Consider the following 11890-nt stretch of genomic DNA (forward strand, 5'->3'; position numbering starts at 1 on the left):
CTTCCACCTTATGGATAATCAACAGGCGTGTTATATTATATTCAAATAAATAATCTACTCAGTAAACATGTTAGAAAATTGCACACTTATTTTTCATGCGTAATATAGCAGGACTTATTAGTTAAACTATGGAATTGATTATCATCTCAAAATAAAGAAGGTGTACAATGATGAAAAGAGAAGCTTCCGTTTTTCGTAACCCCTCTTTTCTATTTATGTGGACAGGAAGTGCCATTTCTGAACTTGGAGGAACACTCGGCACCTTTTGTAATTCCATCATTGTCTACGAATTGACAGGGTCAGAATTAGCTCTTGGAAGCATGTGGCTCATTTACTTCATTCCTTCCCTCATCTTGCAGCTAGGTATTGGCCCCTACATAGACAAGTGGAGTCGAAAACAAATTATGATCTTTTCTCAGTTTACCAGAGGAGTAATCTTCCTTATCCCTTTACTAATGTTTAATTTAAACACTTTGGAAGTATGGAATATCTACATTGTACAAATTGTGATTGGACTCATTCAGCCTCTGTATGCACCCGCTAGTTTTTCGATTATTCCGACTCTCATTCCTGAAAGGTTGCTCGCATCTGTCAACGCCTACCTGGATGGTACAATACGATTAATGAGCTTTTTAGCTCCCCCTATAGGAGGATTGTTAGTAGATTGGATAGGTGTATCATTTACACTTGTGCTTGTTTGCTCGTTTTTCGCTATAAGTGGTCTTTTGCTTATGTTCTTGAAGGAACCTCCTTTACATATGGAAAAGGTTCGTGCTACATGGTTTCAGCAATTTATGGAAGGGATTCGCTTTTTCATCGGGCAACCTCTTCTGCTATGGTTAGGCATTTTCCTCGCCTTCGTTCAATTTGGAGTAGGCGTTACAATGGTCGTTAATCTCCCATTCATGATGAAAGAACTGCATGGAAGCTATACACAGTACGGTTATTTTATGGCCGGATTTCCATTAGGTTATTTTTTCGGCTCTATATTGGCATCTAAAATTAACCTAAGGCCTACTTATCGTCGCCTTATTATGCTGGGCTCACTGGCAGTTGGGGGATTAACGTACATGTCTATGAGTTTTATAACCAGCATTCCGCTGGCGATCACTATTGAGGTGATAGCTGGAATCGCCCTGCCATTCTTCACTGCTAATAGTACAAGTCTATATCAACAAACAGTTCCTAATCATCTCATAGGGAAAGTATTTTCAATTCGACTTTTTATCATCCGTGCCGTCATGCCACTTGGGATTCTTATCGGGGGCGCATTGGGGGAACTGTGGGGAATTCGGACAATGTTTTTACTGATTGGAATGATTATCTGTCTCTCATCTCTTTTAGGAATGTGCCTGCCTTATTTCAGATTTTTGAATGGTCCAGTCGACCAAAAAGACTCGATTCATTCAGCTATATAAATTACACTTGATATTTTGACAAAGTAACGTGGTTGGAAGGAAGAGATTCGGAAAAAAAGAGGGTGGCTGCGTCCTGCGCTCCGACAGAAGAAAGGCCAGCGTGTGTTTTTCCGACCGCCCTTCCTTCCTTCCTTTCTTCCCCCCACCACAAACATGTGTCGATTTATCAAATCAGATATACATATAAGGAAAGAGGGGCGGAAACGGACTTCGTCTTTAGTAGCAAGAATCCCACAGGTGCCAGCCTGCTTTCCACTTTGAGGGTGGGAGTGTCAATCTCCAGTTAATCTCTTACTAGTATCTACTTCAATGCCTTCCAGCCGTTTTAGAAACGTTTTTCGCCAATTGCCAGACAGCTCTTCCACATCCAAAATTCGTTGAATTGCCTCTATATTTTGTTTGTCATGATGCATAGTATTATTTGCAAATGATACAGTCACATTTTTAGGGCTGCGCTCAATAAGCCGCATAGAGACAGGCTGCGTCACCCATCCTTCCTTCAACACGCGGAAATAAAAGCCGGTAAATCCAGTATTCTGGAATTTAATCGGCAAGTCAATGACATCATATTTTTTTGCGAGTTTATGACATGGCTGCCTGGGCTGACTAATCTGTACGATAGCCTCCCCTAGTTGGTAAGTGTCGCCGATACAAATTGTATCCTCCAGCATACCAGTAACGGTAAGATTTTCTCCAAACGCTCCGAATGTAAGCTCCCTGTTCAATTCTTTCTCCCAATAGGCGTAATGCTCATACGAATATACACAAACCGCTTTATCGACTCCCCCATGATGAACAAGGTCAGCTTGAGCATCACCATCAAAGTTTAGCGTGGAAAGAAATAACGGTTTGTCAACTTGGTGTTTATAAATTCCTGTCGTAATCTCTTTTCCTTTATGTGTAATTGTTAACGGTTTTCCTACATTAATTGACTTAATCTCAATGTCCATCGCTCTGTCTTCCCTTTCTCCAATAAATAACTTCATCTCATTCATTTTACCAAAACAGCCATCTAAAATCTTTGCCCCAACTGTTTGTCTGTCATTTTACACCATTCCTTGTACAGTCCTTTTCAGTCAAAGAAAAAAGGTGCGGAACATCTCCGTGTTTCTGCACCTTTTCTACTTTTATATTTATCCTGTCTTAACGGATATATCCTTCACTGCGCGAAGCTTCACTTTATCCCTGAATTCCGTATTGTTCTTTTAACTGGGGAGGTGCCATCTTCACCATTTGCTGTAAAACAAACATAAACACGGCTACGTCATCAAGCATGCCAAAAAAAACAAAGAAATCCGGAATCAGATCAAAAGGAAAAACAATATATCCAATGAGTAACAGGCAAGACAAAAGTTTTTTTTGCATTGAGACTTCTTTTGAAGCAAAGAAGCGAAACAGGAACGGGATGAATTTCCTTACATTGAAAATAAAACGCACCCTCTGTAAAAACCTTCTCATCTTCAACCTCCTCTATTATAAATATGCTTTTACGAATGGACATTCTTTCGTGGACCGAAGCTATATACATCTGATTTGACAAATCGACACATGTTTGTGGTGGGAGGTAAGAAAAGAAGGAGGGACAGGAGCGGTCGGAAAAGCACACGCTGGCCTTTCCTCTGCCAAAGCGCAGGGCACATTCAACTTCTTTCTCTCTAGTTATCCTACCTCCAACTACGCTCAAATGTCAAAATAGCAGGTGTAGCCCAAAAGCCGAGCTATATGCCCTATACTTATATAATACAACCTTTTGAGAGGAGGAAGAAAGAAATGAAAAAATCTGCCGTCTGCTTGATGCTGCTATTTGTGTTGGCCGGATGTACGGAAGGACCGCTTGCCTCCCCCAGCCCCAGGCCTCCGTTGCCCGCTCTTACCGTCGGACAACAGGATGTTCCCGTATATCAAAGCAACTATTGCTGGAAAAGTGAGAAAAAAAATTCATGTGTAGACTTTATCTCTCCCCCATCTCAAGTACGAACAGAGAACCCGGGCGTCGTTCCCGCGCAGGCTACGATGATGATTCATTTCGATAAACAGCCTAAATCCGGTACACTTCAGGTAAATGAATGGACAAGTACAAATAAAACCAAGCCTGTCACAGTACAGGATTCTTCCTTTGTTCTATCTAAAAATAAAGGTCTCCACATCTACTCGTTTTCTGCCGAATGGGAAGAAGGCACAGCAAACTATGTATGCAAAGTGTATTTGGAATAAAAAGAATAAGAACAATACCAATACACGAAAAGAGCCAGTCATTCTCTGAAAAGAATGGCTGGCTTGTGCCATTAGGTCCACTTTTATCAAGCATCCACATGATAAACTTATCGGACAAATGGTGTCTCCTGTCTTGCCAAGGCATCTTCTAGCCAACGCGGATGCATGAACAGCAGATTGTCCGGCAATTCATCTGGAGAGAAATAACAAAGCTCCAATGTTTCTGAACACTGTGGTTTTAATTCACCGCCCTTCACCATGGCTTCAAAGCATACCGTAACAAAATGAACGCAACGGCCATCTGGATAATCGAATACCTGAGAATCCGGTTCTGAATACACACCAATGAGACGAATAACCGATACGTCAAGGCCCGTTTCTTCCCACACTTCGCGGATAGCAGCCTGCGTCACCGTTTCACCTGGCTCCACATGCCCTGAGGGAATGCCCCATAAATTTACGTCCGCTCTTTTCTGTAGTAATACCCGGTTGCACTCATCAAAAATAATGACAGCTACGCCCGGACGAATGGAATCAATTTTTTTCATTGTCATTTTCCTCCTCATAAAATAAAACAAGCCCGGGGAGAAGAAGTCAGCGCACGCAAAATACGCTGAACCTTCCCCCTCGGGCTTTTTATGCCAATAGGTGCCTCCTGCTCTTATAGCAAGATCCTGTAGCGCTCGGTCACGGCCCCTTATCATAAGGCGGAACCCTAGCTACCTAGTTCCTGGTTCAATTTCGAAAAATATGTAATGGTACTATACTTATTCTGCCATCTTCTACTTCAAAGTTCAAGCTCTGAATGCTCGATAGTCGCCTCGACCGTTCCTTCCATTTTGTATTCGATCCGTCACTGCATTCCACCAGATTGTTCTACAATATGTAACGCCTGATGATGCTTAGGTTCCTCTACTACTACCGTTAACAGAATATCTCGCCCGGTTATATCGTCCTGGCCTCCATCACTCATACCACTTGCACTTACATCTGCTGCCAGCAATATACCGGCTCCCCGATTCGTAATGTCGGCGTCAAGTATCGTACCTGCAAGCGAAGGAAGCTCTCCTCCCACCGTATTCAGCATTCGTTCAGTTCCTTGCCCCGGATACCGGGAGACGCGATCGATGGACAAATCAACAACTCCAAGCTCTGATAACTTCTGTGCCGCCTGTTCCGCTTCTTCCGGACTTTTAAAATATGCCAGTATGTTTTTTTCTGCCATTTTTATTCCTCCTTCTATCGTTCTACATTAGTGTTGAAAAAAGCTCGCATTTTATACGGTACGCAACGGCCATGTTTTTGAGTGCATAAATGCCTGATATTTTCCTATCCTAATAAACGAAGGCTAATAAAGGAGGCAGAGCAGTATGAAGGAAAAAAACAACTCCGAGCTGGAGATATTAGGAACACATCAGGCAGCCGTTACAGACGCGTTTCAAACAATCAAAACTTCACAGCCGCAGCATATCAATCCTCCTGAAACAGGTCCTGGTGTATATGACGAGCGGAGTCAAAATAATAAAAACAAATAGATAATAACAAGAGTGTTGATTATCCAGTACAACCTAGAGTGGATCGTCGCCACACCGTGCCCTAAACGGGCGTCGGTTCGTCTCTCGCACCCAAGCTTAGAGGGCCGCTTTTTGCCCCAGCCGGGCGGGACTGCAAAACATCTGGGTAGATATGAAGAAGGAGATAATTGCCGTCCCCTTTCGCCTGGCCGGGGCATGCGCTCGGGAAGGGAGAAGTACATATTCATTCCCAGAGCGATGGTAATCTTTCCAGCATATGAAAAATATACGAAGTATGGTACGATGTGATTGAGGGTCTGTATGCTACAGATTCTCAATTTTTTTATTTATTAGGGAGGGTATAAACATAATGGCAAAAAGTAAATTTTGCAAAGGTCTAAATCCGGGTAAGGGGGTTATCTACAATGAACCATAGTTTAAGTTATTATCCTCTACGAAAAAGTCTTATTAAGCAATTAATTTTTATAGAAGAGAATATGGTCGAGCTTCTCGATTTATATGTAACCTCCACTCCGGTTCATGAGAGAGATTTCTCGTTTTTTGAGCGATACATTTCGGAAGTGGAGACATTTTTATCCGATTCCGGGGAAAGCACATATCCGGCACTCGCTAAAGTATTTATCGGAAGCCAAGTAGCCTTATTGTATGAAGATGACGGCTATGTGGATCACTTCACGATTTGCTTCCCGGAAAAAAGCGATCCTACACATGGATATATCTCTTTTTTATCTCCCGTCGGCAGACAATTGCTATTGCATGACTTAGGGGAAAAAGTCACGCTATCAACTCCGGCTGGTGAAATAAACGTTGTAATTAAAAAAATAGAATTCAAAGATTATCAATAACGAATGGATTGCATAAGAAGCCCGGAATCTGACCACAAATTTCATCTTTCGGGCTTCTGCTAAGCAACTCTGCAACATATAAGCAAGAGCCGCTATCCCTTTACATATACGTTGTGTTTTCTGGCATATTCATAGCAAGCATCAGGCATCAAATATCTCGGATCTCCTCCGACACTGAATTCATCGCGAATATAGCTTGAACTAATCTCCATGTTTAATCCTTTATGAAGCAAATCAAAATGATCAAGCTCATAATTACGCAGTATCGGATCTTTAGCTATAATCTCAAGCATATTGTACCCTTCTCTAGCCATGACAATGAACTTATTCTCCCGAATTAACTCTTCTCCTTTTGACCAAGACGATATACTGGCTAGGTTGTCAGCCCCCATAATAAAGAAAATCTCATCATACGGATACATGCCTTTGAAATATTTCATCGTATCGTGCGTATACTGCTCCCATGCTTCGGCTTTTAGCTCGATATCACTCGCCTCAAACTTCGGATTATCTATAATGGCAAGCTGAAGCAAATTCCAACGATGCTTTCCGGAAGTCAGCTTGCGCCCCTTGTCCCCCCGATAATCGGATGACGGAACGAAAATCACCTTATCCAAATTTCGTCGAACCGCCACCGTCCATGCTGTCCAAAGATGGGCATATGTTATCGGATCGAATGCTGAGCCGTAAATGCCATATCGGGCCATGCTCATCCACTCCTTCATTTTTATTTTGCAGTTTCAATCCTCATCCTCACTTCCATAATGCTCTCCATCTTATTATCCCAGCACTTCTGACTTAAATCGACAGGGTATTCTTCCGGATTGGACGTTCGTTTATACTCTTCCCATAACAACTCCATATTTTCTCTTACGAAATCCCGAATATGTTCCAACGTGGGACATTCATATACAAGGCGGCCGTCAACGAAAATGTCCTCATGCAGGCTTCTGGCTTCAAAATTTGTCACGAATTTACTAATGAAGGTATGAACGGGATGGAACATTTTCAGCTTTTCTTCTGCCTGAGGAACTTCGTCTTCCATGGCAATATAGTCGCCCTCAGCTCGTTGATTGATTCGATTTACAATTCGGTAGAGCTTTTTCAATCCCGGGGTGGTTACCTTTTCCGGATTTGAGCTGATTTTTATCGTATCAATCATTTTTCCTTGTTCATTTTCAATTGCGACAAGCTTATACACCGCCCCTAGTGCCGGTTGATCGTAAGCCGTAATCAGCTTTGTTCCAATGCCCCATGTATCTATCCTTGCACCTTGCGCCTTTAGGTTCATGATGGTGTATTCATCAAGGTCATTGGACGCGATAACTTTAGCTTCTGTATACCCTGCCTGATCAAGCATCCGCCTTGCTTCTTTGGAAAGATAGGCAAGATCTCCGCTATCCAGCCGAATCCCAACAAAGTTAATCGCATCCCCGAGCTCTTTCGCTACCTCTATAGCCGTTTTTATGCCGTGCAGCGTGTCATACGTATCCACTAAAAACACACAATCCTTATGGCGTCGCGCATATTTCTTAAATGCCGTGTATTCATCCATATACGCTTGCACCATCGCATGGGCATGCGTTCCTGATACGGGAATACCGAAAATTTTCCCTGCCCGTACATTGCTTGTTGCATCAAAGCCTGCTACATAGGCTGCCCTTGTTCCCCAAACCGCCGCATCCAATTCATGGGCACGCCGAGTACCGAACTCCATCAGTGTATCGTCCCCGGCTACTTGTTTCATGCGCGCCGCTTTTGTTGCGATCAGCGTCTGGTAGTTCACAATATTAAGTAAAGCCGTCTCGATTAGCTGCGCCTCGGCAAGCGGGGCCTCAATCTGAAGAATCGGCTCATTTCCAAATACTAGCTCTCCTTCTCTCATGGCACGAACCGTACCTGTGAAGCGAACCGTCTGCAAATATTCAAGAAAATCTTCCTCATATCCCAAACCGTCACGCAAATATTCAATATCACTCTCTGTGAAGCGAAAGTTCTCCAGATAATCAATCACACGCTCCAATCCGGCAAAAACAGCGAATCCATTCCCAAACGGCAGCTTTCTGAAATAAAGCTCGAATACCGCCTTTCGGTCATGCATCTGATCTTCCCAATATGTTTCTGTCATATTTATCTGATATAAGTCCGTATGCAGGGCTAAACCATCATCCGTGTATGTTTTTTTCATTTGTGCTGCCTCCTTTTTCTTTTGGGCCTTCTTTAAAGAAGGGTCGCTCCCAAACAATTCTTCATATGCTGCAAAGCCCATTCATGTCCGGCAGGATTGAAGCTGGCGACCGCATCCGTATGAACAAAAATGGTGTAGCCCAGATTATACGCATCGACGCACGTATGCAAATCGCATATATCCGTGCAAACTCCTGTAATATACAAGTCTTTTATGTTTCTTTCCCTAAGTTTAAGCTCCAACTCTGTGCCGGCGAATGCACTATATCTTGTTTTGTCCATATATAAAACATTCTCCCTGTCTTTATATTTCCTGTAGATATCCGCTAACCGACCATACAGTTCTCTTCCTTCCGTTCCCTCGATATTGTGGGGGGGAAATAGTTTCGTTTCTGGATGATACGGATCATGCAGACTATGCTTATCTACAGCGAACACAACATAGGCACCGGCTGTAATAGCTTCCTCGGTAATATCGCAAAGACGTTCTTCAATTTGAATCGCTGGCTCTCCGACTGGCAGAGCCCCATCTACAAAATCTTTCGTATAATCAATGATAATAAGTGCACGTTGACTCATATTCTATTCCTCCATTATTAAATTATAATTAATTAATTACTAATTACCATTCGTAAAAAAACTATTTATACACATTAAACACAGGCTCTACCTCATTGAATCGATACAATTTAGCTGGGCGGTACGAATATCGGTTTGATGTTTTTGGCTTTCCTTCATCACCTGTTACTAATTCTATAAACCTCAGTTTTGGCGCTTTCTCGAAAAATACAGGCGAACTTTGAATCGCTGGCTCTGACACGACCGCTAGCAGCACTCCTTGCAGCTCCGATAAGGTAAACTCTTGCGGTAAAAAGTTGCGGGCAACTGTCGTCTGGATCATATCTCTTCTAATGAAAGCAAGCGCCTCTTGAATAATTTGTCGATGATCAAATGCTAACTCCAAAGCAAATGCTTCTTCTATATCGAACAGTTCAACTTCCGCCGCATCATCGGCAGCCTTTCTCTTGTCGAGCTGATATTCTGGCACAATAGCATAATGTGCATTTGAGATAATCCAGCCCCTCGGGTCACGTCCAGGCCTGTCATACACGTTGAAATGCTTCAGATGAAGTCCGCTTACGCCTGCTTCCTCTTGCAGCTCGCGTTTGGCGGCTTCATAAGCTGTTTCATTCGGCTGGATAAATCCGCCGGGGAGCGCCCACTTCCCTCCCTCAATATTGGCATTCCCTTCATTATCACATGCAGCCCTTTTAATTAGCATAATTTTCAGGGTGCGCTTCGGTGGTTTTTTCGTATGCTCTGGAAGCTCTTCCGCTATAATGCTAAATACGGCAATATCGCTCGTATACCCGTCAGGTGTTTGGTATTGCTTTGAATCATAATGTGCTAACATGTCTGCTTCTGTTTCGTATCGTCCCACTATATCTCCTCCTTTTCATCATTCTTCTCAACTAATTATACTTTTCTTAATTACTAATTGTAGTATATGCTGAAAAAGGTGGAAAGTCTACTCTTTATTTTATGAACCTCTGAGCCGATAAAGATACAAGAAAAATTTATTTTTCTCACACAAATATGAAATGAAATACAGTATTATTAAGAATAACCAATAGTTTTTTATCTTACATAGGGAGAGCGAAAAAATGAAAAAACGAAAGGTGATTCTGTCAAGTCTTGCATTAGCCATGACACTAAGTACTGCACCGGTTTTTGCTTCTCAACCGTTAACCATTCAAATAAACGGCTCTGTTACTTCCACCCCTCCAGGTGTACATGTAGTAAAGGATCAAGTGATGATCCCCCTTCGCTGGGCTTGCGAGCAGCTAGGAGCACGCTCTATTGAGTGGGATGAGAAATTCAAAACCGTTTCCATCGAAACAAATGAGACGTATTATGCATTCGCAAAGCTATCATCTTATGTCCGGGCTCTAACTCCTAGGGACCAGGGGAAAGAAACAGAAATGTGGCCTCTTTCGGAAAATGCGAAGAAAATCTCTCTTCCCACCCTTACCGATCGTACAGTCACGCTTGATTTTCCCGAACAACGCGCTGAGCCCCAAAATTTGATTACCATCTCAATCAATGGATTGCCTTATGCGGCTTATGGTACTGAAATCCAGAACGGCCGCATATATGTCCTATCAGACTGGATACACGAAATATTCAAGGCTGACGTTACGTATGATCAAAAAACAAACACTCTTTCTATTCAGGCTCCTGATAGGGAAAAGATTGAAAAGCAAATACGTATGATTGAAGAAGCACTCATTCCCGCTACCCCGGAAGAAGCGCTGAAGCTGTGGGGTCGTGGAGAGCAGACCCGAAGCGGAGCGCTCCAATATGCCGCACTCTCCCCTGAGCTTCGGGAAAAAGCAATGGAGCAAGTAAAAGATAGGGGCTGGGTTACAGGCGGATCAAGTCCATGGGTTGGACCGATTACGGTAAAAGAAGAAAAGAAGTTAAGCGATACAGCTGTACAATATACAGTCACCTATCCAGAAATTACTTCCAGCGGGTCCGCGACAGGTACCGAAACATTCATTGTCGAGAAACGTACCGTAAATGAAAAGGAAGGCTGGTTTATCACAAAACTGCTATTTGCAAACCCTTATTACACCATCATTCCGGCGGAATCACAGCCTCCTGAAGAACCTATTACCTATATTCCTTTGCCGAATTAATTTACCACGATGCGAACGCACTTTTGACAGGGTGCGTTCGTGTTTTTGTATCTTTCTATTTTATCTTGAGTCAGCTTATCTATATTACACTCTTCTAAAAACATCGGAGGAATAAGCGAGTATGGTATATCCCTCTAATCCATGATTGATAATTCCCCGGTAATTATTAATGCCTGCAACGATAAAAACAATTGATAGTTAACATATGGATGACTTAAATCCTGTCCTAATAAACTTTTAATTTTTTGCAGACGATAGCGAAGTCCGCTTACAGATAAACAAAGCTCATCTGATGTTTGCTCAAGATTCCCCCCATTTTCCAGGTATACATATAATGTGCGCAAAAGTTCTTTATTTTTGGAACAAGTAGGGTTATCATACAGTTTTCCCAGTGTGTATCTTGACATTTGCTTCACGGCTTCTTCATTATTTTGGTTAATTAACATTCCCACTACACCAAGCGATTCAAATGACAGGATATCATTTCTCGCTGTTGTCATATGAAGAGCCGTCTTTGCTTCATCGTAATGCTTACAAGCCTGCTCAATAGATGTACCAGCCATGCTAATCCCTGTCCGAAATCGATATAGCGGATGCATTCTAGAGAGAAATTGCAACACTTCCCTACTAAAAAATTCAATCGTTTTCGTCAGGATTGATGTCGGAACGAGTAGCACCCCTCCGTTTGTACGTTGTGAAAATAGTACATTCAGTTTGTTCCTCTTCAAAAATTCAGCAATCGTTTCCATGAAGGCTTCATGAAAAACAAGTTCGTTTGATAGTTTCTCCTCCATACTTTGATACGAAATAAAGATAATATAGTAGGATTGGGTAAGATCAAGGTTGATAAAATTCCCTCGTTGAAGGATGTCTTTTTTTGATGTAATTTTCCCCGATAAAATATTATCCAGAAAATATCCCTTCATCCGCTCTGTTGCTTCAAAACAGTTTTTTTCATGTGAACTACCCACCACTTAAAACCTGACGAT

General features: G+C 42.3%; 15 protein-coding genes. 6 read left to right on the top strand and 9 right to left on the bottom strand.

The window, feature by feature from the left end; genetic code table 11:
• Nucleotides 1-170 precede the first annotated feature (170 nt).
• On the top strand, nucleotides 171-1418 hold the full coding sequence (locus tag HMPREF0083_RS18360) for an MFS transporter (protein WP_040303697.1): 1248 nt from the start codon (nucleotides 171-173) through the stop codon (nucleotides 1416-1418).
• A gap of 272 nt (nucleotides 1419-1690) precedes the next feature.
• On the opposite strand, the gene HMPREF0083_RS18365 is transcribed toward HMPREF0083_RS18360, so the two are convergent.
• Both HMPREF0083_RS18365 and HMPREF0083_RS18370 read right to left on the bottom strand, forming a co-directional pair.
• Nucleotides 1691-2413, bottom strand: coding sequence for an MOSC domain-containing protein (locus HMPREF0083_RS18365; RefSeq protein ID WP_021623149.1), 723 nt, complete (start codon nucleotides 2411-2413; stop codon nucleotides 1691-1693).
• A gap of 184 nt (nucleotides 2414-2597) precedes the next feature.
• Nucleotides 2598-2876 (bottom strand): YkvA family protein, encoded by a 279-nt coding sequence (locus HMPREF0083_RS18370; protein WP_021623150.1) that lies wholly within the window; start codon nucleotides 2874-2876, stop codon nucleotides 2598-2600.
• Nucleotides 2877-3188: 312 nt separating this feature from the next.
• On the opposite strand from HMPREF0083_RS18370, the gene HMPREF0083_RS18375 reads away from it, so the two are divergent.
• Nucleotides 3189-3632, top strand: coding sequence for a hypothetical protein (locus HMPREF0083_RS18375; RefSeq protein WP_051354718.1), 444 nt, complete (start codon nucleotides 3189-3191; stop codon nucleotides 3630-3632).
• Nucleotides 3633-3739: 107 nt separating this feature from the next.
• Here HMPREF0083_RS18375 and HMPREF0083_RS18380 read toward each other — a convergent pair whose 3' ends face one another.
• The gene (locus tag HMPREF0083_RS18380) at nucleotides 3740-4180 is read right to left on the bottom strand and encodes an NUDIX domain-containing protein (protein WP_040303686.1); all 441 of its coding nucleotides are present in this window, start codon (nucleotides 4178-4180) and stop codon (nucleotides 3740-3742) included.
• A gap of 305 nt (nucleotides 4181-4485) precedes the next feature.
• Nucleotides 4486-4857, bottom strand: a complete 372-nt coding sequence (locus HMPREF0083_RS18385) for a hypothetical protein (protein WP_021623153.1) — start codon at nucleotides 4855-4857, stop codon at nucleotides 4486-4488.
• A gap of 145 nt (nucleotides 4858-5002) precedes the next feature.
• Between HMPREF0083_RS18385 and HMPREF0083_RS28235 the strand changes: the two genes are divergently transcribed.
• The 3 genes from HMPREF0083_RS28235 to HMPREF0083_RS18390 all read left to right on the top strand — a co-directional run bounded on the left by HMPREF0083_RS28235 (nucleotide 5003) and on the right by HMPREF0083_RS18390 (nucleotide 6012).
• The gene (locus HMPREF0083_RS28235) at nucleotides 5003-5167 is read left to right on the top strand and encodes a hypothetical protein (protein WP_021623154.1); all 165 of its coding nucleotides are present in this window, start codon (nucleotides 5003-5005) and stop codon (nucleotides 5165-5167) included.
• A 15-nt stretch (nucleotides 5168-5182) separates the two neighbouring features.
• Nucleotides 5183-5455, top strand: coding sequence for a hypothetical protein (locus HMPREF0083_RS28240; RefSeq protein WP_148316017.1), 273 nt, complete (start codon nucleotides 5183-5185; stop codon nucleotides 5453-5455).
• A 116-nt stretch (nucleotides 5456-5571) separates the two neighbouring features.
• On the top strand, nucleotides 5572-6012 hold the full coding sequence (locus HMPREF0083_RS18390; RefSeq protein WP_021623156.1) for a GreA/GreB family elongation factor: 441 nt from the start codon (nucleotides 5572-5574) through the stop codon (nucleotides 6010-6012).
• A gap of 92 nt (nucleotides 6013-6104) precedes the next feature.
• Here the strand turns inward: HMPREF0083_RS18390 and nadD are convergent, their stop codons facing one another.
• The 4 genes from nadD to HMPREF0083_RS18410 form a co-directional block, all read right to left on the bottom strand.
• Nucleotides 6105-6719, bottom strand: a complete 615-nt coding sequence (gene nadD / locus HMPREF0083_RS18395; protein WP_040303688.1) for a nicotinate-nucleotide adenylyltransferase — start codon at nucleotides 6717-6719, stop codon at nucleotides 6105-6107.
• 20 nt (nucleotides 6720-6739) lie between these two features.
• Nucleotides 6740-8200 (bottom strand): nicotinate phosphoribosyltransferase, encoded by a 1461-nt coding sequence (locus tag HMPREF0083_RS18400; RefSeq protein WP_040303691.1) that lies wholly within the window; start codon nucleotides 8198-8200, stop codon nucleotides 6740-6742.
• 32 nt (nucleotides 8201-8232) lie between these two features.
• Entirely contained in the window at nucleotides 8233-8778 is a 546-nt protein-coding gene (locus tag HMPREF0083_RS18405; protein WP_021623159.1) for a cysteine hydrolase family protein, read from the bottom strand.
• A gap of 61 nt (nucleotides 8779-8839) precedes the next feature.
• A complete protein-coding gene (locus HMPREF0083_RS18410; RefSeq protein WP_187374802.1) occupies nucleotides 8840-9640 on the bottom strand; it encodes an NUDIX domain-containing protein in 801 nt (266 codons plus the stop codon).
• A 223-nt stretch (nucleotides 9641-9863) separates the two neighbouring features.
• On the opposite strand from HMPREF0083_RS18410, the gene HMPREF0083_RS26550 reads away from it, so the two are divergent.
• Nucleotides 9864-10901, top strand: a complete 1038-nt coding sequence (locus tag HMPREF0083_RS26550; protein ID WP_021623161.1) for a copper amine oxidase N-terminal domain-containing protein — start codon at nucleotides 9864-9866, stop codon at nucleotides 10899-10901.
• 134 nt (nucleotides 10902-11035) lie between these two features.
• Here the strand turns inward: HMPREF0083_RS26550 and HMPREF0083_RS18420 are convergent, their stop codons facing one another.
• Nucleotides 11036-11872, bottom strand: a complete 837-nt coding sequence (locus tag HMPREF0083_RS18420) for a PucR family transcriptional regulator (RefSeq protein ID WP_040303694.1) — start codon at nucleotides 11870-11872, stop codon at nucleotides 11036-11038.
• Nucleotides 11873-11890: the final 18 nt, after the last annotated feature.

This window comes from Aneurinibacillus aneurinilyticus ATCC 12856 (genome assembly GCF_000466385.1).
GTDB lineage: Bacteria > Bacillota > Bacilli > Aneurinibacillales > Aneurinibacillaceae > Aneurinibacillus > Aneurinibacillus aneurinilyticus.